This window comes from Mycobacterium sp. VKM Ac-1816D, from assembly GCF_000416385.1.
Classification (GTDB): Bacteria; Actinomycetota; Actinomycetes; order Mycobacteriales; family Mycobacteriaceae; genus Mycobacterium; species Mycobacterium neoaurum_A.
Genome location: NZ_AOHQ01000138.1, coordinates 24,393 through 46,332 on the forward strand (window position 1 = coordinate 24,393; position 21,940 = coordinate 46,332).

Consider the following 21,940-nt stretch of genomic DNA (forward strand, 5'->3'; position numbering starts at 1 on the left):
GTCGGGGTGGCGCACCGGCGCCGGGGTGGCCGCTCACATGCGCTCCGGCGCGCTGACCCCGAGAATGGCCAGGCCGTTGGCGATCGTCTGCCGGGTGGCCTCGCACAGCGCCAACCGCGCAGCGTTGAGGTCGCTGGGATCTTCGTCGCCCTGGGGCAGCACCCGGCAAGAGTCGTAGAACCGGTGGTAGTCGCCGGCCAGGTCTTCCAGGTAGCGGCACACGCGGTGCGGTTCCCGCAGGGTGGCAGCGGTTTTCAGGATCCGGCCGAACTCGCCGAGGTTACGCATCAGGGTGGCTTCGCGGTCGTGGGTCAGCAGATCCAGATGCGAGGTATCGGCGGACAGACCCAGTTCGGCCGCGCTGCGGGCCAATGCCGACAGCCGCGCGTGCGCGTATTGCACGTAATAGACCGGGTTCTCGTTGGACGCGCTGGCCCACAGCCCGAGGTCGATATCGATCGGGCTGTTCACCGAGGACCGGATCAGCACATAGCGCGCGGCGTCGACACCGATCGCGTCGACCAGGTCGTCGAGGGTGATGACGGTGCCGGCCCTCTTGCTCATCCGCACCGGCTGGCCGTCGCGGACCAGGTTGACCATCTGCCCGATGAGCACCTCGACGGTGGCCGGGTCGTCACCGAGTGCGGCGGCGGCAGCCTTCAGCCGTGCGATGTAGCCGTGGTGATCGGCACCGAGCATGTAGATGCACAGGGTGAAGCCGCGCTCGCGCTTGTCCAGGTAGTAGGCGAGGTCACCGGCGACGTAAGCCGGGTTACCGTCGCTCTTGATGACCACCCGGTCCTTGTCATCACCGAATTCGGTGGTGCGCAACCAGGTTGCGCCGTCCTTCTCGTAGATGGCGCCGTTGTCACGCAGCCGCTGGATGGCTTGGTCCACCCGGCCCGAGGTGTGCATCGAGTCTTCGTGGGTGTAGACGTCGAAGTCGGTGCCGAATTCGTGCAGGGATTTCTTGATGTGCGCGAACATCAGGTCCACGCCGATGGAGCGGAAGGTCTCCTGCTGCTGCTCAGCGGGCTGGCTCAGCACATCGGGGGCCTGCGCCACGATCGCGGCGGCGATATCGCTGATGTAGCTCCCCGCATAGCCATCCTCGGGCGCGGGCTCGCCCTTCGCGGCGGCGACCAGCGAACGCGCGAACCGGTCGATCTGCGCGCCGTGATCGTTGAAGTAATACTCCCGGGTGACCGCGGCACCCTGCGTGCTCAGCAGCCGGCCCAGCGCGTCACCGACGGCGGCCCAGCGGGTGCCGCCGATATGGATCGGCCCGGTCGGGTTGGCCGAGACGAACTCCAGGTTGATCACCTGATCGACCAGCTCGGTCGAGTGGCCGTAATCGGCGCCGGCGGCCAGCACGTTGGTGACGACGACGCCCTGGGCCGACGCCTCGATGCGCAGGTTGACGAATCCCGGTCCGGCGATCTCGGCCGCGGCGATACCGTCGGCGTCGGCCAGCGCGGCGGCCAGCCAGCCGGCGAGCTCACGCGGGTTGACCCCGACCTTCTTGCCCAGCTGAAGTGCGATGTTGGTGGCGTAATCGCCGTGTTCGGGGTTGCGCGGGCGCTCGACGGTGATGGTGTCGGGCAGCGCGCTGGTGTCGAGGCTGTGCTCGGCCAGGACCGCGGCGGCGGTGGCCTTGAGCAGGGCGGCCAGATCGGCAGGTGTCACGAGGGACCATCCTATGGTGCGGGGTCCTCAGGTCCCGAATCCATTACCGGTTGGAGATGGGTTACGCTATGCACGCCCAACGGCGCAGCACCAGTTGCTCGCGCCCCCGTAGCTCAGGGGATAGAGCGTCTGCCTCCGGAGCAGAAGGCCGCAGGTTCGAATCCTGCCGGGGGCACCACACTTCCACGACACCCAAGACCGCGCCCCCCTCGGGACCGCGGTCTTCTTTTTTGCACCCGCGAACTCGGCGATGACCCTGCGGTGCGTCGAGCGGCCTGCCAGACATCCTGCTACTTTGTCTGTAAGGATCATTCCAGACATAGGAGCGGCCGGTGCCCCCCAGTCAGAAACAACGTCAGGGCGAGAACTCCCGCGAGCGGATCCTCGACGCCACCGAACGGTTGATGTCCACACAGGGTTACGCCGCCACCTCGATCACCCACATTCGCCGCGAGACCGGTCTGCCTGCCAGCTCGATCTACTGGCATTTCGGCTCGAAGGAAGGCGTGCTGGCGGCCGTCATGGAACGCGGCGCGCAGCGGTACTTCGCCCAGATACCGCGCGAGAGCCCGGATGTCGAGACGCAGCGCGCGGCGGTCGCCAAGCTCATGGTGGCCAACACCGACTTCTTCCGGCTGATGTACATGCTGTCGCTGGAACGCAGCGACGACCCCGCGGTGGCCGGCGCGATCCGGCGGGTACGCGACACCGCGATCGACGGATTCGCCGCGGTGATCCGGCCGATGCTGCCCGCCGACGTCCCCGCCGCACGAGTCGACCGGGTGGTCGGCGAACTCGCCGCGGTCGCCACCGCCATGTCCGACGGCATCTTCTTCGCCGATCACCTCGAGCCCGACGTCACCGACGTCGACCGCATGTACGTACGGCTGATCCAGGCCGTCCGGGCCCTGATACCGATCCTGTTGGAGGAACAATGACCACCCGAACCGTCATCATCACCGGCGCCAGCGCCGGCCTCGGGCTGGAGTGCGCGCGCGCCATTCTCGCCGCCGATGATTCCTGGCATATCGTGCTGGCCGTCCGCGATGTCGGCCGCGGGCAGGCGGCCGTCGCCGATCTCGGCGCCCCCGACCGCTGCACCATACTGACCTGCGACCTCGCGTCGCTGCGCTCGGTGCGCGCGTTCACCGCGGCGTTCCCGGCCGCCGGCCTCCCGCCGTTGCACGCGATCGTCGCCAATGCCGGACTCCAGATGGTCTCCGGTCTGCACACCACCGAGGACGGAGTGGAGGCGACCTTCGGGGTGAACCATCTCGGTCACTTCGCCCTGATCGAAGGTCTCCGCGAGCACCTCGTCGTTCCGGGGCGAATCATCTTGGTAGCCAGCGGCACCCACGATCCCGAAAAGTTCACCGGAATGCCGCACCCCAACTACACCAGCGCCGAGGAGCTGGCCCACCCGCAGCCCGGCGCCCCGGTCGACGGGCGCCGCCGCTACACCACCTCGAAACTGTGCAATGTGCTGCACGCCTACGAACTCGACCGCCGGCTCGATCACGGCGCGCACGGCATCACCGTGACCGCGTTCGACCCCGGTCTGATGCCGTCGTCGGGATTGTCCCGTGACTACACCAGGGGGCAGAAGATCTTGTGGCGCATCGTCTCTCCCCTGCTGCGGGTCTTGCCAAACGTGAACTCGCTGGCGACCTCTGGAGCACGGCTGGCCGCGCTGGCCATCGATGCGCGCTATGACGGGGTGACCGGGGCCTACTTCGAGGGCACCAAGGCGATCAGGTCCTCGGCCGACTCCTACGACGTCGACAAAGCCAGGGACCTGTGGGACACCAGCATGCGGCTGGTCGCGGCGAGCGCAGATCGCCCGTGAACGCGCCCTACCCCAGTAGCACCCGGTAACTCTGCGGCCAGTCCTTGCCGCTGATCAGATACTCGTCGCCGGCGATATGTGCGATACCGCTGACCACCTGCCTGTTGCGGTCGCGCTGATCGGAGTTCCACAGGTTGGATACGTCGGCCACCAGGTTCACCGCGCCGCTGCCCGGATCGATGCGCAGAAAGGTGTCCTGCGGCCAGCCGGCCGCCCACACCTGACCGTCGACACATTCGAGTTCGTTGAGGCCCCGCACGGGCTGACCGTCGCGGGTGACCTGCACGCTGCCGATCTCGGTGAACGACGGATCGAAGAAGCGGAGCCGGTCGCTGCCGTCGCTGACGACGAATCGATTGCCGTCGCGACACAGCCCCCATGCCTCGCCTGCCAGCGGGATCTCGCGGCGCACGGTCAGGGTGGCCTTGTCCCATTCGAGGACGACGCCGTCGCGGTAGGTCAGCTGCCAGATGGTGTCGCCGACGATGGCGATGCCCTCGCTCCAATAGTCGTCGGGCAGCGCCGTCGAACGCAGCACCGCCCCGGTGTCGGGATCGATCTGGCGCAGCTGGGACTTGCCCACCTCACCGGTGGCCTCGTAGAGCGCCGGGCCGTCGAACTCCAGACCCTCGCTGTAGGCGCCGGGATCATGCGGCATGGTCGAGACGACGGTCGGGACGATCACCGGCACCGCATCGGCCTGCGCCTGCGGCGACGCGAGCAGGCCGCCGCCCACCATCACCATGGCCAGCACCAGCGCTCGCATCATGGGTCTGTTCTACCCGAGATGACCCACATCCAGGTAGAGCATGGCGGCCACCGAATGGCCTCAGGTTCATCCCAGTGTCCTGACATGAAACGGTCTGGCCCACTGTGGTGTGCCCTGGGACACGCCACCCGGGGTGCCGGACACGCAATTCCGCTCAGCAGCTCGGGAGCAACGTCAAAAGCGTTGCTGTGGAAGTTTGTTCGTCACCGCAGACGGTGCCTTATGGCCATCGTGGGCAGCCCTTTCCTGTACCAGGAGCGACGTGGAACACACAGGGAGAACACTGTTTTCTGATCCTTAACCGACGGTTTCTTGCCAGATCGTTGAAAAGCGCCGTCTCGGGTCGCTGTGAGCCCATCGGTGTCCGTACTTTCCGTTATCAGTCCCACGACACACGATGATCGGAGCATCAATGACCAAACACCTCGTCCTCTCGGCACTGGGCGTACTGGGTGCGGGCGCGCTGCTCAGCCTCGGTGGCGGCGTGGCCGGCGCCAGCATCAACCAGGTATCGCCCAGCCCGAACGTCACCGTCGACACGCCGGCGTTCAAAGGCCAGAACGCGGTGCGCAATGCCCCGATCGGTGAAGTGACGGCCCAAGGTTCGGTGATCGACTGCAAGATCGACGTGGTGTGCGCAGACGGCAAGGTCGGCGACACCGTCCAGGCCGCGGAGGGCTCGACGAAGGCCACCCCGTTCGGGGTCGGCAAGAACGCCAAGTTCATGCAGAACCCGCCGATGGGCAACTGGGACGAGACGCAACACTGACCGATTCACGGTGCGGCCGCGGTGTGCACGAGCACGGCGCGGCCGCACCGTGTCACAACGCGGCGACGACCTCGGCGACCCGGTGCACCTGTTCGATGTCATCCGAGGTCGGGATGAGGTGCACCTCGTCGGTGCCGATCGCCGCGAAACGACGCAAGACTTCCGACAACTCCTCAGGACTACCCGACCAACCAGTCGTCGGCGCCATCGCATCGACGAACTCCGCCGGGATCCAATTCATATACCGCAGTAGATGGCGGCGCACCTGCGCACGGGCCGCCTCGCGCTCGCCGATGGCAAACCAGAACGACGTCGCCAGATGGGGTTTGGGCTTGCCGGCCTCGGCCCACGCGGTCCGGGCGACATCGAACAACTCGTTCTGCTTGTCGACGTCGAGGTCCAGCGTCGTTCCGGCCAGACCGGCCGCCCAACCGGCGGCGCTGCGCACGGTTTTCGGCCCAATGGTGCCGACCATCAACTCCGGGCCACCGATCTGCACCGGGGCCGGGCCGACCGGCAGCACCGAATCGGTGACCTTCTCCCCCGCCCAGACCCGCTGCATCACCGCGATCCGCTCGTTCATCCCCCGGATCGTCTGGGTCGCCGGATCGGCGCCGGCGGCGAGATAGTCCTCATGCCGACCCCCGACACCCAGACCGACCGTCAACCGCCCGCCGCTGAGTACATCACCGGTGGCCAGGGCCTTGGCAAGTGCCACCGGATTGTGCAGTTGCGGCACGATCACCGTCGTCACCAGTCGCACCCGTTCGGTCCAGGCCGCCACCGCGCCGAGCAGCGTCAGCGAATCCGGGTTGTCGAAGGCGACGCGTTCACCCCAGCACAGTGACGAGAACGGACCCTCGTCGATCACCTCGGCCCACGTCCGCAGGGTTGCCGCATTCAGGTCCGGTTCCATCACCGGCATCGTCATTCCGACTCGCACGTCGGCGATTCTGGCACGCGGTGCCATCCCGGAAGGCGAAAACCGGGGGTTATCCCCCACCGGACCGGCGGGGAAACGCGGTGTCCTCCCGGCTCGGCAGTCCATAGGTTGTTCCCATGGTCGCAATAAGCCCCGAGCAACCGGTCACCGATGTCGTGGAACCACCGGCCCGCCGTCGCATCGAGCACATCGGGATCGTCCCGACGGCCTCGATGCTCACCAACGCCTTCCTGGCCATCGTGTGGTTCTGGGTCCCGGTGACGATCGTCATCATCGGGGTGTCGTCGATCTTCTCGATCATCGGCTTCCTGATATCGGCGGTCGTCTTCGTCTACCTGATGCGTGCGGTCGAGTGGGTCGAGCGCATACGCAGCGAAGCGGTGTTCGGCATGCAGATCCCGGTGCCGCCGCGGCCGATCACCGGCTACACCGGAATACAGGGATGGGCCCATCAGCTGTGGCTCGATTTCAGCGGTATCCGCTTCTGGAAGGCCACCGCACAGCACTTCCTGCGCATGACCTACGACCTGATCGCGGTGGGTATGGCAACCGCACTGCTGGGCTTTGCCTTCCTCGGGCCTGCGGCGGCAACGGCCGTCCAGCGCAGCGATGCCGACGCCGGACTCGGATTCATCTCGCCCCCGCTGTCCTGGGTGCTCGCCATCCTCGCCGCCGTCGCCGCGGTCGCCATCCTGGTGCTGGCGCCTACCCTCGACGCGCGAATCGACCGCTGGCTGCTGGCCGCTTCACCCACCGCGGCGCTCAAGCACGAGGTGCGGGCGCTGTCTCGAGCCCGGCAGGGAGCACTCACCTCGGCGCAGACCGAACGGCATCGCATCGAACGCGATCTGCATGACAGCGTGCAGCCCCGGCTGGTGTCGCTGGCGATGACGATCGGGCTGGCACAGACGAAGCTCGACAGCGATCCCCCGGCGGCGCGCACGCTGATCGCCGAAGCCCACACCGAGGCGATGAGCGCGCTGGCAGAGCTGCGCAATGTGGTCCGGGGCATCGCGCCGACCATCCTGTCCGACCGCGGCCTGGACGCCGCACTATCCGCGGTGGTCCAGCGCACCGAGATCGCCGGTGTGCCGACCACACTCGACATCAGCCTGCCGCACCGTCTGCCCGCCGAGGTCGAGGCGTGCGCCTACTTCGTGGTGGCCGAGGCACTGACCAACGTGGCCAAACACGCCGACGCCGGCCAGGCTGTCGTCACGGTCCGCCTCGACCCGATATCGAATGCGCTGTATGTCACGGTGTTCGACGACGGGCGCGGCGGCGCCCAGGTCGGTGTCGACGAGGATGCCACCGGGCTGCGCGGCCTGGCCGAGCGGGTGCGAGCCGCCCGCGGCACGTTCGAGGTCTCCAGCCCCGCAACGGGTCCCACGATCGTGACGGCGGTGCTGCCATGCGCATCGTGATCGCCGAGGATTCGGCGCTGTTGCGGGCCGGGATCGAACGCATCCTGGCCGACGCCGGCCACGAGATCGTCGCCGGGGTGCCCGATGCCACCGAACTGCTGCGCATCGTCAACGAGCATCGCCCCCAACTGGCCATCCTGGATGTCCGGATGCCACCGACCTTCACCGACGAGGGAATACGCGCCGCCGCGTTGCTGCGTTCGCAGAACCCGGACTCACCGGTGCTCGTCCTCTCACACTATGTCGAGGAACGCTACGCCGCCGATCTGATCGCCTCGGACACAAAGGGTTTCGGCTATCTTCTCAAGGACAGGGTCGCCGACGTCCCCGCCTTCCTCGACGCGGTGGAGGTGGTCGGGGCAGGCGGCACGGTGCTCGACCCGGAGGTGGTGTCCCAGATCCTGGTCCGCTCCCGCAGGCGCGCGACCCTGGACGCCTTGACCCCTCGCGAACGTGAGGTGCTCCAGCTGATGGCCGAGGGCAAGACGAACTCGGCGATCGCTGCGGCCCTGTACATCTCGGTGGGTTCTGCCGAGAAGCACATCGCGTCGATCTTCACCAAGCTGGCACTGGCGCCCGATGACAGCGAGAACCGGCGCGTTCTGGCCGTGCTGCGCTACCTGGAATCCTGATCCGCTCCGCCCGACCCGAGAGGGACATCGTGACCACCACCCTGACCGATCCGCCCGCACCCGCACCCGCACCACCGCAGTTGTCACCCGGCGGCCGCACCGCGGTACGCGCCATGCTGGTGATCACGGGTGTCACCATCCTGGCCGGCACCCTGGCGCTGCTGGCCACCGGAGCGGCCGGCCTGAGTGCCTTCCGCCTGGTGACCGACCACCGGAGCCTGCCCGCCGCCATGCGGGTGCTGACCGTCGACACGGCGGATTCGCCGGTGGCCGTGCGCATCATCGCCGACAGCAATGCCACCGAACCGCGGGCCGACGTGCGGATGCTCACCACCGACCGCGCCGACCGGCAGGAACTGACCGTGACCGACGAGCCGGGCGGCACGGTGTTGCGCGTCGAGGGCCAGACGAGCTTTCTGGCCTGGGGTGACCCCGGCGAGGTCACCGTGACGTTACCCCCCGAGCTGGGGCGGCGGTTGGCCGTCACCGTGCGCCAGGAAACTGGAATGCTCATGGTCGACGCTGATCTCGACGAACTGACGGCCACCGCGACGGACGCGTCGGTGCTCCTGCGCGGGACGCTGCGACGCAGCGAGATTCGCACCCAGAACGGTGACGTCCTTGCTCGCCAACCGATCTCGGTGTCCGAATCGTTCGATGCCAGCACCGTCGACGGCAGTGTCGAGGTCCGCTTCGCCGATGCTCCGCCACGTATCGGCGCCACCACCCGCAACGGTGAAGTCTCCGTCGCGTTGCCCGCGCCGGGGCCCTATCTGGTGCATGCGCAGTCGGCCAACGGGCCCTCCCGGGTGCGCGTGCCCGAGACCACCGATGCCGCAGCCGCGGTGGCCGAGGTCAACGCCGGCACCGAGAACGGCGCGGTGACCATCGAGACCACCAGTGCGCTCCCGTCGGTCGACGATCAGCCGTGGCCGCGCTGGGCCTCCTGGTTGAGGTAGCTTCCGGCCAGCGCAGCGACATGATCGGGAAGCGCACCCGATGCCACATCGGCGAGGCTGGTCTCCTCGAGAACTGCACGCATACTGGCGCGCAGCGCCCGCCACACGTCGGTGAGCTTGGCAGTGGGCCCGGCGTACGGCAGGTCCCCGAGACCGATATCGCGCACGCTGGCCAGCGGTCCGTCGATGCAGCGCAGCACATCAGCGATGCTGATCTCGGCGGCCGGGCGGGCCAGCTCGTAGCCGCCATCGCGGCCGCGGTGGCTGCGCACCAGCCGGTCGGTGCGCAGGTCGGAGAGGATGTCGACGAGGAACTGCGCGGGGATGCCCTGCGCCTTGGCCAGGTCGTCGGTCTTGACCAGCTCACCGGCGTCCACAGTGGCCAGCTGGATCATGGCACGGACGGCGTACTCCGCCTTCGCCGACATCCGCATACCGCGAATTGTGCCATCTGCGTGATCGGTTACTGCGGTTCCCCGACCGCGCCGGCCCAGATCTGCTCGGCGTCGATGGGATAACGCTGATCGCGCACCGCCTGCGTGACGAGCAGCACTCCGGTCGAGGTCAGGTGAGAGCGCATGGCGCGCAGTGCATCCGAGGGTCGATTCGCGATGATCGCGTCGACGACGGGCCGATGCTCGGCGTCGATATCGGACATCGTGCGTTCGGTCGTCGCGCCGAGCAGCCGTGTCGTCTCGCGCAGCGACCGGACGATGGCGCGGGCACGCCCGTTGTGCGCGGCGACCAGGATGTCGTCATGGAGCAGCTGATCCTGGTGGGCGAAGATCCGCGCGTCGCCGCTGTCGGCGGCGGCCTGCATCGCCGCCATCCGGTCGCGTAACCGGCCGGCCAGGGCGTCGTCGCAGCCACTCGCGGCGCGGGCCGCGGCCGGGGGTTCCAGTGCCAACCTGATGGCGAAGATCTCGGCGATCTCGCGAGGGTCGGGCAGCCGGACACGGAAGCCCTGGCGCGCTTCGAAGCCGATCAAGCCGACCTCCTCCAGGCGCAGCAGCGCATCGCGCACGGGAGTGCGGGACACGCCCAGGGCGGCGGCCAGCTGGTACACCGAGTACTTCACCCCCGGTTGCATGACCCCGGCGTCGAGCGCCTCCCGAACGGCCTCCATGACCTGCTCGGCCCGACGGCCGTCGGAAGCGGGCAGCGGCGCCAGATCCAGCGGCGGCGGGCCGGTCATCGGCACCCGGCCACGGCCATGTCTTCCCCCGATCCGCCAGTTCGTAGCATGCTAGTGTTTGTAGCATGCTACGGGACGCTCTGCGGGCGGCGGGCATCGCAGACGTCCGTGTCGACGGCACCTCACGAGCCCTGTACTCCTCCGACGCTTCGCTGTACCGCGTCACCCCGCAGGCCGTGGTCTTCCCCGCCCACCCCGACGAGGTCGCCGCGGCCCTGTCGGTATGTCGCGATCGAGGTGTTCCGCTGACCGCCCGCGGCGCCGGCACATCCATCGCCGGTAATGCCGTCGGGCCCGGCGTGGTGCTGGACTTCAGCCGCCACCTCAACAAGGTCGTCTCGGTCGACCCGGAAAGCCGTATCGCCGTCGTGCAACCCGGTGTCGTGCAGGCCGCGCTGCAACGGGCGGCCGCACCACACCGGTTGCGCTTCGGCCCCGATCCGTCGAGCCACACCCGCTGCACCATCGGCGGCATGATCGGCAACAACGCCTGCGGGTCACGGGCGCTGGGCTACGGCCGCACCTCCGACAACATCGCCGGGCTACGGGTGCTCACCGCCGCCGGTGACGAACTCGTCCTGGGCCCCGGACAGTCGACATCGCCGGCGCTCGACGAGCTGGCCGCGATCACCCGCGCCGGCCTGTCGACCATCCGCACCCAATTCGGCCGGTTCGGTCGGCAGGTTTCGGGCTATGCCCTGGAAAACCTCCTGCCGGAGAACACCTTCGACGTCGCGCGGCTGATGGCCGGCAGCGAGGGCACCCTGGCGGTGCTCACCGAGGCCACGGTGCGACTGGTCGGCGAACCCGCCCACCGCATGCTTGTCGTGCTGGGCTACCCCGATATCGCGACCGCCGGGGACGCGACACCGGCCATCCTCGAGCACCGCCCCACCGCCTGTGAGGGAATCGACTCGCGCATCGTCGACATCGTCAGGGAACGCAAGGGCCCCCGCGCCGTGCCGCCGTTACCCGGCGGGGCGGCCTGGGTTTTCGTCGAGGTCGTGGGTGACACCCACGCCGAGGTCGAACAGCGAGCCGCACGTGTGGGAACCAGCTGTGCAGCAACCGATTTCCTTGTGGTCGACCATCCGGTGCAGGCGGCGGCGCTGTGGCGCATCCGCGAGGACGGCGCCGGCCTGTCGGCGCGCAGCGTGCGGGACCGGCCCGCGCATGCGGGCTGGGAGGATGCCGCCGTCCCGCCCGAGCGACTCGGCGCCTACCTGCGCGATTTCGACGCCCTGTTGACCGAGTTCGACGTGACGGGAATGCCCTACGGTCATTTCGGCGACGGCTGCATGCACGTGCGCATCGACCTGCCGCTGGACCGCCCCGGCGGCACCGCGGTGTTCCGTGAATTCCTGCTCGCAGCAGCCGATTTGGTGGTCGGTTACGGCGGATCGCTGTCCGGAGAGCACGGCGACGGCCGCGCCCGCTCGGAACTGTTGGACAAGATGTACTCCCCGGAGGCGCTGGCCTTGCAGGCCGCGGTGAAGCGGGCCTTCGATCCGGGCAACCTGCTCAATCCCGGGGTGATCGTCGATCCGGCACCGCTGGATGCCGACCTGCGCATCCCGGCGGCCCCGCTGGTGCGCCAGAAGCTGGCATTGGCTTACCGCCATGACGGAGGAAACTTCACCCAGGCCGTGCACCGCTGCACCGGAGTCGGCAAGTGCCGCGCCGACAACACCGGCACCGGCGGCGTGATGTGCCCGTCGTATCTGGCCACCCGTGAGGAGAAGGACTCGACCCGCGGGCGGGCCAGGGTGCTGCAGGAGATGATCAACGGCACCGACGTGCGCGGCGGATGGCGCGCACCCGAGGTGCACGCGGCACTGGACCTGTGCCTGTCCTGCAAGGGATGTGCCTCCGATTGTCCGACCGGTGTGGATATGGGCTCCTACAAGTCCGAGGTCCTCTACCAGAGCTACCGGGGTCGGCTGCGCCCGGCGTCGCACTACTCACTGGGCTGGCTGCCCCGCTGGGCGGCGCTGGCCCGCATCGCTCCCGGTGTGGTCAACACCGCCGCCCGCTGGGGCGGCCGGGCGGGGCTGGCCGCCGCCGGTGTCGACCATCGCAGGCATATCCCGGCGTTCGCGCCCAGGAGTTTTCGGTCCTGGTTCGCCGCCAACGTGCCCGCCGACGCTCCCGGTGACGAGGTGGTGCTCTTCGTCGACACGTTCACCGACCACTTCACCCCGGAGGTCGGGGTCGCCACCGTGCGGGTGCTGCAGGACGCCGGTTACTCGCCCCGCCTGACCCGCCGACGGCAATGCTGCGGGCTGACCTGGATATCGACCGGCCAACTCGATACCGCGCGCCGCGTGCTGGGACGCACCGTGGCGGCGTTGCGGCCCTTCGCCGATCGCGGTGTGCCGGTGGTCGGCATGGAGCCCTCGTGCACCGCGGTACTGCGCGCCGATGCCGCCGAACTGCTGGACTCCCCCGCCGCCGCCACCGTTGCGGGGGCGACGCGCACGCTGGCCGAGTTGCTGACCGCGCGCGGCTGGGCGCCGCCGTCGATGCAGGGCAGCCGGGTCGTGGCGCAGCCGCATTGTCACCACCACTCCGTGATGGGGTGGGCCGACGATGCCGCGCTGTTGACCACCGCCGGTGCCGAGGTGGTCCGACTCGGCGGATGTTGCGGCCTGGCCGGCAATTTCGGTGTGGAGAAGGGACACTACGAGGTGTCGGTCGCGGTCGCCGAGCAGCAACTGCTCCCCGCCGTGCGGGCCGCGGACCCCAATACCGCGGTACTGGCCGACGGTTACTCGTGCCGCACCCAGCTCTCGGATCTGTCCGACCGGCGCGGACTGCACCTTGCGCAACTGTTGGCGGCGCGGCTACCCGATCGACCGTAATGTCATACCGGGTTGGCCCAGCTCCGCAGCTCGCCGGTCATCGACCGGACCGACGCGGGTTCGGGGATCCCCGGATCGCAGTCGGGCGCACGCTGCGGGGTGCCGTAGGTGACCGACAGCGGCACCACACCGGCCCACGCCCCGGCGGCGATGTCCTCGTCCGGATCTTCCGGCCAATCATCGCTGACCTTGAGCGACCAGTTGTCGGCCGTGATCGGCAACCGCAGCGCCAGACTCGCGGCGAGTTCGCGGCGCGTGCTGACGCGCAGCTCGGACACCCGGCCGGGGATGAACGCGTCGGTCAGCGCCTCCAACACCGGCAGCTTGTCGGCGTCGGCGATCGGTTCGAAGCTGCCGTACAGGGCGGCGCTGCGGTAGTGGAACGAGGATTCGAAGCCGCTGCGGGCGATCACGACGCCGTCGAGCGTCGTCACCGAGACGGCGGCGGGTACGCCGGCGGACAGCGCGCGCAGCCACGGTGACCCGGTGGACCCGTGGATCACCAGATCGTCACCGAGGCGGGCGAATCCGATGGGGAACGCCACGGGGTGTCCGTCGCGGATCAATGCCACCGTGGCCAGCGGTGTGCTGTCGAGCAATTGATCCAGACCGGCGCGGTCGGTGCGCTGCTTCTCCCGCAACCGGGTGACCGTGGTGGAGGGCGTTTCGGTGCTCACGCTGCACAGCTTGGCCGGTCCGGGCGGGTTTCGCACCGGGTTTTCTCAGTCAGGTATGGCTGCGGCGTCGGGAACGACGATCGCGAACAGGTCGCTCAGCGCGGCCAGGCTTGCCGATTGCAGTGCCGCGGCGGGCACGTCTGCGCCGTCGGGACCCGGCAGCGACCGGGTCGCCGTCGCGGCGGCCACCACGGTCGGCGCGTATCCGAGGTTGAATGCGCCGCGCGCGGTGGAGTTGATGCACATGTGCGTCATGAACCCGGCCACGACCAGATCGGTGGCGCCCACGGCCTTGAGCCGGTCGTCGAGATCGGTCTGGACGAACGAGTTCGGGTACTGCTTGACCACCACCGGCTCACCGTCGCGAGGCGCGACCGCGTCGACGATCGCGCCGACCTCGGCGGTGATGTCGTAGGGCGAACCCACCCCGCCGTTGTGCTGGATGTGGATCACCGGGATGCCCGCGCTGCGGGCGCGATCCAGCAGTACCGCGGTCTGCTCGAGCGCGGCCTGTACACCGTCGAGCTCCATCACGCCATAGGTATAGGTGTTCTGGCAGTCGACCAGCACCAGCGCCGAGTCCTTCAGCGGCCGCGGTGCGGCGGGCAGATCTTCCAGGTTGCGCAGGGTGGGGCGACTCATGGCCTCAGCCTAGTGAGGTGCGTTCCGCGGTAGTACTCCCTCAACGGCTAGTTTCGCGGCATGGTCCGTCCCGCCTCTGCAAGACTCGGACGATGACCGATACCCCACCACCGCGCACCGGCGGCAGTGAGATCGAGGTGTTACGGGGGTTCCTCGACTATCTGCGCACCTCCATCGCGGCCAAGGTCGACGGCGCTCCCGAACCGCAGGTGCGCACCGCGTTGGTGCCCTCGGGCACCAACCTGCTGGGTCTGCTGAACCACCTGATCTTCGTGGAGCGGTGGATCTTCCTCGGCGCCAACGTCTCCGATTGGTCGGCGACCTTCACCGCCGCCTCCGATGACACCGTCGCCGACGTGGTGCAGCGTTACCGGGCGACGGTGGCGCAGGCCAACGACGTGCTCGACCGATGCGCCGACCTCACCGAATCGGTGGTGACCGGTAAGAAGTCGCCCAGCGCGCGATGGGCGCTGACCCACATGATCGAGGAGACCGGCAGGCACGCCGGGCATGCCGACATCCTGCGTGAGCTGATCGACGGTTCGACCGGCCGGTAACCCCCGGAGCAGAATGCGTTGCGAGGCGTGGTACTACCGGCAGTATCACTGGCGGGCCAGTACTACCGGCAGTACCACGGTTCAACTCGCTTTGTTGCCCGGAGAGCGTCGCCGCAGGCCAAATCTCACTCGAGCTTGGTGACCGTCAGCACCGCCTCGGCCAACTCGGGCCGGCACACGATGAGGTCGGGCAGCGAGACATCGGACTGGTTGTAGACCAACGGTGAACCGTCGATGCGGGAGGTGAACAGCCCGGCGGCCCGCGCGACCGCAACCGGGGCCGCCGAATCCCACTCGTACTGTCCGCCTGCGTGCACGTACACATCGGAGATGCCCTGCACCACCGAGGCGACTTTGGCTCCTGCCGAACCCATTTCGACGAGCACTCCGCCCAGTGCGTCGCGTACCGCCAGCGCCACCGCAGGCGGACGGGTGCGTGAGACCACCACCCGGGGCGGACCCGGCTCGGCGGCCGGGGTGTCCACCGTCGGGGTGGCCAGCGTGACACCCTGTGCGGGCAGCGCGACCGCGCCGGCGACCAGCTCACCGCCCTCCCAGAGCGCCACGTGCACGGCCCAGTCGGTGCGCCCGAGCTCGGAGAACTCGCGGGTCCCGTCGAGCGGATCGACGATCCACACCCGTTCGGAGTTCAGCCGGACCAGGTCATCGGCGCCCTCCTCGGAAAGAACGGCGTCACCGGGCCGGTGCTCGGCCAGCGCGGACATCAGGAAGTCGTGGGACCGCTTGTCCCCTGCGGCCTTCCGATCCTTGGCCTCGGCCTCGGCGAACTCCTCCCGAACCCTGAGCAGCAGTTCGCCGGCTTCGGTGGCGAGCCGAGCCGCCAACTCGTGATCGGTCACGACCGACTGCTTAGCAGGTCGACCACCTGTTGGGCCAACTCCTCCGGCGACTGATCGGGCGTGAGCCGCAGATCGGGGTTCTTCGGCCGCTGGTAGGGGCTGTCGATGCCGGTGAAGTGGGTGATTTCACCACGGCGAGCTTTAGCGTAGAGACCCTTCGGGTCCCGGCGCTCGCAGTCCTCGAGCGGGGTGTCGCAGAACACCTCGAAGAAGTCGAAACCCTGCTCGGCGTGCACGGTGCGGGCGAGCTCACGGTGCGCTTCCAGCGGGCTGATCGCCGGCACCAGCACGATCTGACCGGAATCGGCGAGCAACGTCGCGATGTGGGCCAACCGGCGCAGGTTCTCGGCCCGGTCGTCCATCGAGAAACCGAGATCGGCGTTCAGCCCGTGGCGCAGGTTGTCTCCGTCGAGCACATAGGCCGGACGGCCTGCCGCCAACAGCTTCTGCTCCACGAGCATTGCCACCGAGGACTTCCCGGAGCCGGACAATCCGGTGAACCAGACCGTCGACCCCTTCGACAGTCGGTCATCGGCGGTGACCAGGTTCTGGTGGCGCACCGCGTTCGGGCTGGCGGCCCGGTTGGCGGCCGGGGTGGTATCGCGCACCATGCCTGCCCCGACGGTGCCGTTGGTGTCCGGGTCGATCAGGATGAACGAACCGGTCGCCGGATTGCGGGAGTACTCGTCGAGCAGCAGCGGCACCTGGGTACGCAGCGTCACGCGGCCGAGTTCGTTGAGCTTCAACGCCGTTGCACTCTTATCCCGGTGCAGCGTGTTGACATCGAGTCGGTAGTCCAGCGCCGACACCCGGGCCCGCGTGGTGCGGGTGGTGTGTTTGATGATGTAGTCGCGGCCGGGCTCCAGCGCCGATCCGTCGGCCATCCAGCACACCGTCGCATCGAACTCACTGGTGACATCGGGCTGATTGTTGGGCCTGGCGAGCATGTCGCCGCGGGAGATGTCGATATCGTCGGCGAGGCTGATCGACACCGCCATCGACGCGAACGCCTCCTCCACCGGTCCGGAGGGGCCGGCGATATCGGTGATGCGACTGGACTTCCCGGCGGGCAGGACCACGACCTCGTCGCCGACGCGCATGACTCCACCGGCCACCGTGCCCGCGTAACTGCGGTGATCGGCATGTTCACGGGTCTGCGGCCGGATCACGTACTGCACCGGGAATCGCACGTCGACCAGATTGCGGTCGCCGGCGACGTACACCTCTTCGAGATGGTTCAGCAGGGCCGGGCCCTCATACCAAGGCGCCACGTCCGATTTGGTGACGACGTTGTCGCCGTTGAGTGCCGACATCGGGATGGTCGTGACATCGTGGATGTCCAGACGCGCGGCGAACTCGTGGAAGTCATCGCGAATCTGGTTGAAACGCTCCTCATCCCAGTCGACCAGGTCCATCTTGTTGACCGCCAGCACGATGTGCTGGATGCCGAGCAGCGAGGCGAGGAAGGCGTGCCTGCGGGACTGCTCGAGCAGGCCGTGGCGGGCGTCGACGAGCACGATCACCAACTGCGCCGTCGAGGCACCGGTGACCATGTTGCGGGTGTACTGCACGTGGCCTGGGGTGTCGGCGATGATGAATTTGCGCTTGGCCGTGGCGAAATAGCGGTAGGCGACATCGATGGTGATGCCCTGCTCCCGCTCGGCGCGCAGGCCGTCTGTCACCAGAGCCAGGTCGGTGTAGTCGTTTCCGCGTTCCTTGGAGGTCCGCTCGACGGCGGCCAGCTGGTCCTCCATGACGGCCTTGGAGTCGAACAGCAGCCGCCCGATCAGGGTGGACTTGCCGTCGTCGACCGAACCGGCGGTGGCGATGCGAAGCAGTGTTGCCATGTCAGAAATACCCCTCGCGCTTGCGGTCTTCCATCCCGGCCTCGGAGATCCGGTCATCGGCGCGGGTCGCGCCGCGTTCGGTCAGCCTGGACACCGCGGTCTCGGCGATCACCTCGGCCACGGTGCCGGCCAGCGACTCCACGCAGCCGGTGCAGGTGACGTCGCCGACCGTGCGGAACCGCACCGTCTTCTCGATCACCGGTTCGTCCTTACGCGGCTGCATGAACTTGTGCACCGCCAGCAGCATCCCGTCGCGCTCGAACACCTGGCGCTGGTGGGCGTAGTAGATGGACGGCAGCGTGATCTTCTCGGCCCCGATATAGGACCAGATGTCGAACTCGGTCCAGTTCGAGATGGGGAACGCACGGATGTGCTCACCCTTCTTGTGCCTGCCGTTGTAGAGATTCCAGAGTTCGGGCCGCTGCGCCTTGGGGTCCCACTGGCCGAACTCGTCACGGAAGCTGAACACCCGCTCCTTGGCCCGGGCCTTCTCCTCGTCGCGCCGCGCCCCGCCGAACGCGGCGTCGAACTTGTTCTCCCGGATGGCCCGCAGCAGCGTGAAGGTCTGCATCGGGTTGCGCGACGGGATGGTCTCCACGACGCGGCCTGCGTCGATATCGTCCTGCACCTTGGCCACCACCAGGCGCACCCCGTGCTCGGCCACCAGTTCGTCGCGAACCTGCAGGACCTCGTCGAAGTTGTGGCCGGTGTCGACGTGCATCACCGGGAAGGGCAACCGGCCCGGCGCGAACGCCTTGATGGCCAGGTGCAGCATGACGATCGAGTCCTTACCGCCGGAGAACAGCAGCACCGGCTTCTCGAACTCGGCGGCGACCTCTCGGATGATGTGGATGGCCTCGGCCTCCAGCGCGCGTAGATGGCTCAGCTCGTACCGGGCGGCGGCCGGGTCGAGATCGGCGGAGGTCGTCATCACATCTCCATAAAGTTGGTAGATTTGACCAGAATTGCAAGCATGGTTGAGTATTAAACCGCTGCGATCCAGTGCTGTCAACGCCCCACAACGGCGCCCTGCCTCCCGCCCCCGCGCGAGCAGACGCAAACCTGCCGGTATCGGCGCGATACCGGCAGGTTCACGTCTGCTCGCGGGTCAGGGCTGCAGGTCGTACACCTGCACCCCGTCGACGTCGACCGCGGTGAAGTTCTGCTCTACCCATGCGGTGATCTGGGTCGCCGCGCCGTCGCGCTGCTCCCGGTGCATCCCGAAGGGCTCGGTGAGGAAGTAACGCACCTGCCCGTCGGCCACGTACTGCTGGAACTGCTGCAGGTTGGGTGAGTTGTCCCCACCGGAGAATCCGCCGACCGCCATGATCGACGCACCGGATTTGAGTTCCAGGTCACCGGCCAGCATCGAGCCGACCGTCGCGGCGGCCCAACGGTTGTCGAGCCCGGTCATCATCTGGGCGAGCGCGGTGTCGTCGATGCGCGCACCCGGCCTGCCCGGTCCACCCGGCCCATCCGGTGCACCCGGGAAGGCCATGTCGCGCTGCAGCGCGGGCCCGGCGGTGGCCATCGGTCCCCCGCTGCCGCCGTCGGCGACCGTCGCCACCGACCACGCGACGCTGCCACCCGCTCCGGCCAGCAGTGCCGCCGCCACGACCGCGACGCCGGCGCGGCCGAACCTCTGCACGCCGACGGCGATGGCGACCGCGAGCACCACCGAGGCGACGAGCACCGTCCACCGCACCGCCGGCCACCAGTCCGCGTGCCGGGCCAGCAACGCGAACGTCCACCCGCCGGTACCTGCCAGGCCCAGCGCCAGCGTGGTGCGCGCCGCAAGATGCGCCCGGCGCTGCCACAACTGGACCACCGAAATCCCGACCAGCGCAGCCACGGCCGGGGCCAGCGCCACGGTGTAATACGGATGGATGGTGCCGTCCATGAAGCTGAACACCACACCGGTGACCAGCAGCCAGCCACCCCACAGCACCGCCGCGGCGCGCACCGGATCGGTCCGCACGGCCCGGCGCGTCACCCACAGCACGGCGACAAGCCCGAGCAGGGCGGCCGGCAGCAGCCAGGACGCCTCGGTGCCCATCGCCGAACCGAACAATCTGCCGATTCCCGGCTGACCGCCGAAGAACTGATGCGTCTCGGCACCGGGACCGCCCGGACCTGCATCGTGTCCGCCGCCCGGCTGACCCCGACCGACGATGCGGTCGATGCCGTTGTAACCGAAAGCCAACTGCAGCAGGTTGTTATCGGTCGAGCCACCGATATAGGGCCGGGAATCCGCGGGCCACACGCTGACCAACGCGATGTACCAGCCTGCCGAGACGACCATGGCTGCCGCACCCGCGAGCAACGATGTGACGCGTTTCCAGAACGGGATGGGCGCGGCGATCAGGAACACCAGCGCCAGTCCTGGGACCACCAGGAAGGCCTGCAGCATCTTGGTCAGGAAGGCGAATCCCAAAGCGGTGCCGGACAGCGCCACCCAGCGGGTGCTGCCGCCCTCGGTGGCCCGCACCATGCAGTATGCGGCGACCACCAGCAGCAGGACCAACAATGCATCGGGGTTGTTGTAGCGGAACATCGCCACTGCGACCGGAGTGATGGCCAACGCGGCGCCCGCGATCAGGCCGGCGGCCGCACCGGCGCTGCGGCGAACCGTGAAGTAGAGCACCGCGACGGCCGCCACCCCCATCAACGCCTGCGGTAGCAGCATGGTGAACTCGTTGAACCCGAAGAGCCTGCCGGACAGTGCCATCACCCACATCGCGGCGGGCGGCTTGTCGACTGTGATGGCATTACCGGCATCGAGCGAACCGAACAGCCAGGCCTTCCAGTTCTGAGTTCCCGCCTGCGCCGCTGCGGCGTAGAAGCTGTTGCCCCACCCGTTGGATCCCAGCCCCCACAGGTAGAGCACCGCGGTGCCGGTCAGCAGGGCCAGCAGGCCCGGGCGCTCCCAGCGGGCGCGCGGGCTTTCCGGCTCGGTGGTGGCACTCGGCTCTTCGACTGTCAATGTCATTGTGGCGTTCCTCAGGTCGTGGAATGGATCAGCGACGGGGGTGGAACACCCAGCCGCGCAACAGGACGAAGCGAGCAGCGGTGGCAATGAGGTTGGCGGCCACCAGCACGGTGGTCTCCAGCACCTTGCCGGGATGCTCGGCGATGGCGTGTAACCCGGCCAGCGAACCGCTGGTGATCGCCAACGCGACGGCGAAGACGATCAGCCCTTCGACATGATGACGGGCAACGGCTTTCGATCCGCGCACGCCGAAGGTGAACCGCCGGTTGGCGGCGGTGTTACCGATCGCGGTGATCAGCAACGCCGCGAAGTTCGCCAGTTGCGCACCGAGCAATGGATGCAGCACCAGGAACAGCACCAGGTAGGCGACGGTGGACAGCACCCCGATTCCCGCGAATCGGACCGTCTGCCGCAACAATGATCCCGGTGCGGCGGCACGGCGGGAACCGAGCTGTGCGGCAAGGGAGTTGATCGGAATGCTGCCTCCGGCGAAACCACGCAGCAGTCGACCGATACCGAGCAGATCGGCCTTCGCGGTCGCCACGATGTCGACGCGGCTGTCCGGATCGTCGACCCAATCCACCGGCACCTCGTGAATCCGCAGCCCGCTGCGTTCGGCGAGCACCAGCAGCTCGGTGTCGAAGAACCACCCGGTGTCACGGACATGGGGCAACAGCTGACGGGCGACATCGGCGCGGATCGCCTTGAATCCGCACTGGGCGTCCGAGAAATGAGCGCGCAGAGTCGATTTGAGTATCAGGTTGTAGCAGCGCGAGATGATCTCGCGTTTGGCTCCGCGCACCACCCGCGAACTGCGGTTGAGCCGGGTGCCGATGGCCAGGTCGGAGTGCCCGGATATCAGCGAAGCGATCAACGGTGCGAAGGCGGCCAGATCGGTGGACAGGTCCACATCCATGTAGGCCAGCACCGGGGCGTCGGAGAGTGACCAGACGTGGTGCAGCGCCCGGCCGCGACCCTTCTCGTCGAGCCGGACGACCCGCACACCGGGGAGTTCGGCGGCCAGGTCCGCCGCGATGCGCGGGGTGTCGTCGGTGCTGGCATTGTCGGCGATGGTGATCCGGACGGGGAAGGTGAAGCTGTCCTGTAGGTGCTGATGCAGCCTGCGCACCGAGCTCTGCAGTGCTGCCTGCTCGTTGTACACCGGGACCACGACGTCGACGACGGGGACGCCGGTATCGCGACCGACCTGGACGGCGCTGGGGAGCGCGATGGAGACGGTGTCTGTCATGTCCCCATCGTCGGATCTCAGGGTGTGCCGCCGGT

At 68.2% G+C, this 21,940-nt stretch carries 20 protein-coding genes and 1 tRNA gene; 9 read left to right on the top strand and 12 right to left on the bottom strand.

Going from position 1 to position 21,940, the window contains the following annotated elements:
* Nucleotides 1–33: 33 nt before the first annotated feature.
* Nucleotides 34–1,686, bottom strand: a complete 1,653-nt coding sequence (gene argS / locus G154_RS16995; protein ID WP_019512462.1) for an arginine--tRNA ligase — start codon at nt 1,684–1,686, stop codon at nt 34–36.
* 102 nt (nt 1,687–1,788) lie between these two features.
* On the opposite strand from argS, the gene G154_RS17000 reads away from it, so the two are divergent.
* The 3 genes from G154_RS17000 to G154_RS17010 all read left to right on the top strand — a co-directional run bounded on the left by G154_RS17000 (nt 1,789) and on the right by G154_RS17010 (nt 3,532).
* A tRNA-Arg gene (locus G154_RS17000) sits at nt 1,789–1,864 on the top strand.
* Nucleotides 1,865–2,018: 154 nt separating this feature from the next.
* Entirely contained in the window at nt 2,019–2,624 is a 606-nt protein-coding gene (locus tag G154_RS17005) for a TetR/AcrR family transcriptional regulator (RefSeq protein ID WP_019512463.1), read from the top strand.
* Nucleotides 2,621–3,532 (top strand): SDR family NAD(P)-dependent oxidoreductase, encoded by a 912-nt coding sequence (locus tag G154_RS17010; protein ID WP_019512464.1) that lies wholly within the window; start codon nt 2,621–2,623, stop codon nt 3,530–3,532. The genes G154_RS17005 and G154_RS17010 overlap by 4 nt, the downstream gene beginning before the upstream one ends.
* 7 nt (nt 3,533–3,539) lie before the next feature.
* On the opposite strand, the gene G154_RS17015 is transcribed toward G154_RS17010, so the two are convergent.
* A complete protein-coding gene (locus G154_RS17015) occupies nt 3,540–4,301 on the bottom strand; it encodes a glutaminyl-peptide cyclotransferase (RefSeq protein WP_019512465.1) in 762 nt (253 codons plus the stop codon).
* 412 nt (nt 4,302–4,713) lie between these two features.
* Between G154_RS17015 and G154_RS17020 the strand changes: the two genes are divergently transcribed.
* Nucleotides 4,714–5,070: a hypothetical protein gene (locus G154_RS17020; RefSeq protein WP_019512466.1), complete on the top strand. Its 357-nt coding sequence runs from the start codon at nt 4,714–4,716 to the stop codon at nt 5,068–5,070.
* Between the two features lie 52 nt (nt 5,071–5,122).
* Here G154_RS17020 and G154_RS17025 read toward each other — a convergent pair whose 3' ends face one another.
* Nucleotides 5,123–6,001 carry an LLM class flavin-dependent oxidoreductase gene (locus tag G154_RS17025; RefSeq protein WP_023986098.1) on the bottom strand — a complete coding sequence of 293 codons (879 nt, stop codon included), beginning with the start codon at nt 5,999–6,001 and terminating at the stop codon, nt 5,123–5,125.
* 128 nt (nt 6,002–6,129) lie between these two features.
* Between G154_RS17025 and G154_RS17030 the strand changes: the two genes are divergently transcribed.
* From G154_RS17030 to G154_RS17040, 3 genes are read left to right on the top strand one after another with little or no spacing between them, the layout of a single operon-like run.
* On the top strand, nt 6,130–7,437 hold the full coding sequence (locus tag G154_RS17030) for a sensor histidine kinase (RefSeq protein WP_019512468.1): 1,308 nt from the start codon (nt 6,130–6,132) through the stop codon (nt 7,435–7,437).
* Complete coding sequence (locus G154_RS17035) at nt 7,425–8,069, top strand: response regulator transcription factor (protein ID WP_019512469.1); 645 nt, start codon at nt 7,425–7,427, stop codon at nt 8,067–8,069. The genes G154_RS17030 and G154_RS17035 overlap by 13 nt, the downstream gene beginning before the upstream one ends.
* A 29-nt stretch (nt 8,070–8,098) precedes the next feature.
* A complete protein-coding gene (locus tag G154_RS17040) occupies nt 8,099–9,028 on the top strand; it encodes a hypothetical protein (RefSeq protein WP_019512470.1) in 930 nt (309 codons plus the stop codon).
* Here the strand turns inward: G154_RS17040 and G154_RS17045 are convergent.
* Together G154_RS17045 and G154_RS17050 are read right to left on the bottom strand one after the other, a co-directional pair.
* Nucleotides 8,992–9,462: an RrF2 family transcriptional regulator gene (locus tag G154_RS17045; RefSeq protein WP_019512471.1), complete on the bottom strand. Its 471-nt coding sequence runs from the start codon at nt 9,460–9,462 to the stop codon at nt 8,992–8,994. The two genes, G154_RS17040 and G154_RS17045, sit on opposite strands and share 37 nt — an antisense overlap.
* Before the next feature lie 29 nt (nt 9,463–9,491).
* Nucleotides 9,492–10,223, bottom strand: a complete 732-nt coding sequence (locus tag G154_RS17050) for a GntR family transcriptional regulator (protein ID WP_031601624.1) — start codon at nt 10,221–10,223, stop codon at nt 9,492–9,494.
* Between the two features lie 65 nt (nt 10,224–10,288).
* Between G154_RS17050 and G154_RS17055 the strand changes: the two genes are divergently transcribed.
* Entirely contained in the window at nt 10,289–13,084 is a 2,796-nt protein-coding gene (locus G154_RS17055) for an FAD-binding and (Fe-S)-binding domain-containing protein (RefSeq protein ID WP_019512473.1), read from the top strand.
* Nucleotides 13,085–13,086: 2 nt separating this feature from the next.
* Here G154_RS17055 and G154_RS17060 read toward each other — a convergent pair whose 3' ends face one another.
* Both G154_RS17060 and G154_RS17065 read right to left on the bottom strand, forming a co-directional pair.
* The gene (locus G154_RS17060; RefSeq protein WP_031601625.1) at nt 13,087–13,761 is read right to left on the bottom strand and encodes a pyridoxamine 5'-phosphate oxidase family protein; all 675 of its coding nucleotides are present in this window, start codon (nt 13,759–13,761) and stop codon (nt 13,087–13,089) included.
* Nucleotides 13,762–13,806: 45 nt separating this feature from the next.
* Nucleotides 13,807–14,403, bottom strand: coding sequence for a cysteine hydrolase family protein (locus G154_RS17065; RefSeq protein WP_019512475.1), 597 nt, complete (start codon nt 14,401–14,403; stop codon nt 13,807–13,809).
* Between the two features lie 92 nt (nt 14,404–14,495).
* Here G154_RS17065 and G154_RS17070 point away from each other — a divergent pair, with 92 nt between their 5' ends.
* Nucleotides 14,496–14,960 carry a DinB family protein gene (locus G154_RS17070; RefSeq protein ID WP_019512476.1) on the top strand — a complete coding sequence of 155 codons (465 nt, stop codon included), beginning with the start codon at nt 14,496–14,498 and terminating at the stop codon, nt 14,958–14,960.
* Nucleotides 14,961–15,085: 125 nt separating this feature from the next.
* Here G154_RS17070 and G154_RS17075 read toward each other — a convergent pair whose 3' ends face one another.
* From G154_RS17075 to G154_RS17095, 5 genes are all read right to left on the bottom strand, one after another.
* Nucleotides 15,086–15,820 carry a 3'(2'),5'-bisphosphate nucleotidase CysQ gene (locus G154_RS17075; RefSeq protein WP_019512477.1) on the bottom strand — a complete coding sequence of 245 codons (735 nt, stop codon included), beginning with the start codon at nt 15,818–15,820 and terminating at the stop codon, nt 15,086–15,088.
* Nucleotides 15,817–17,667: a sulfate adenylyltransferase subunit CysN gene (gene cysN, locus G154_RS17080; RefSeq protein WP_019512478.1), complete on the bottom strand. Its 1,851-nt coding sequence runs from the start codon at nt 17,665–17,667 to the stop codon at nt 15,817–15,819. The genes G154_RS17075 and cysN overlap by 4 nt, the downstream gene beginning before the upstream one ends.
* Before the next feature lies 1 nt (nt 17,668).
* Nucleotides 17,669–18,598 carry a sulfate adenylyltransferase subunit CysD gene (cysD, locus tag G154_RS17085; protein ID WP_019512479.1) on the bottom strand — a complete coding sequence of 310 codons (930 nt, stop codon included), beginning with the start codon at nt 18,596–18,598 and terminating at the stop codon, nt 17,669–17,671.
* 177 nt (nt 18,599–18,775) lie between these two features.
* Nucleotides 18,776–20,656 (bottom strand): glycosyltransferase family 39 protein, encoded by a 1,881-nt coding sequence (locus tag G154_RS17090; protein WP_019510523.1) that lies wholly within the window; start codon nt 20,654–20,656, stop codon nt 18,776–18,778.
* A 28-nt stretch (nt 20,657–20,684) separates the two neighbouring features.
* Complete coding sequence (locus G154_RS17095; protein WP_019510524.1) at nt 20,685–21,905, bottom strand: bifunctional glycosyltransferase family 2/GtrA family protein; 1,221 nt, start codon at nt 21,903–21,905, stop codon at nt 20,685–20,687.
* Nucleotides 21,906–21,940 lie beyond the last annotated feature (35 nt).

Coding starts and splice junctions, on each gene's coding strand:
- G154_RS17095 (WP_019510524.1), bottom strand. CDS start 21,905: ATGACAGACACCGTCTCCATCGCGCTCCCCAGCGCCGTCCAGGTCGGT.
- G154_RS17070 (WP_019512476.1), top strand. CDS start 14,496: ATGACCGATACCCCACCACCGCGCACCGGCGGCAGTGAGATCGAGGTG.
- G154_RS17050 (WP_031601624.1), bottom strand. CDS start 10,223: ATGACCGGCCCGCCGCCGCTGGATCTGGCGCCGCTGCCCGCTTCCGAC.
- G154_RS17035 (WP_019512469.1), top strand. CDS start 7,425: ATGCGCATCGTGATCGCCGAGGATTCGGCGCTGTTGCGGGCCGGGATC.
- G154_RS17045 (WP_019512471.1), bottom strand. CDS start 9,462: ATGCGGATGTCGGCGAAGGCGGAGTACGCCGTCCGTGCCATGATCCAG.
- G154_RS17065 (WP_019512475.1), bottom strand. CDS start 14,403: ATGAGTCGCCCCACCCTGCGCAACCTGGAAGATCTGCCCGCCGCACCG.
- G154_RS17020 (WP_019512466.1), top strand. CDS start 4,714: ATGACCAAACACCTCGTCCTCTCGGCACTGGGCGTACTGGGTGCGGGC.
- G154_RS17030 (WP_019512468.1), top strand. CDS start 6,130: ATGGTCGCAATAAGCCCCGAGCAACCGGTCACCGATGTCGTGGAACCA.
- G154_RS17015 (WP_019512465.1), bottom strand. CDS start 4,301: ATGATGCGAGCGCTGGTGCTGGCCATGGTGATGGTGGGCGGCGGCCTG.
- G154_RS17055 (WP_019512473.1), top strand. CDS start 10,289: ATGCTACGGGACGCTCTGCGGGCGGCGGGCATCGCAGACGTCCGTGTC.
- cysN (WP_019512478.1), bottom strand. CDS start 17,667: ATGGCAACACTGCTTCGCATCGCCACCGCCGGTTCGGTCGACGACGGC.
- cysD (WP_019512479.1), bottom strand. CDS start 18,598: ATGACGACCTCCGCCGATCTCGACCCGGCCGCCGCCCGGTACGAGCTG.
- G154_RS17025 (WP_023986098.1), bottom strand. CDS start 6,001: ATGACGATGCCGGTGATGGAACCGGACCTGAATGCGGCAACCCTGCGG.
- G154_RS17010 (WP_019512464.1), top strand. CDS start 2,621: ATGACCACCCGAACCGTCATCATCACCGGCGCCAGCGCCGGCCTCGGG.
- G154_RS17090 (WP_019510523.1), bottom strand. CDS start 20,656: ATGACATTGACAGTCGAAGAGCCGAGTGCCACCACCGAGCCGGAAAGC.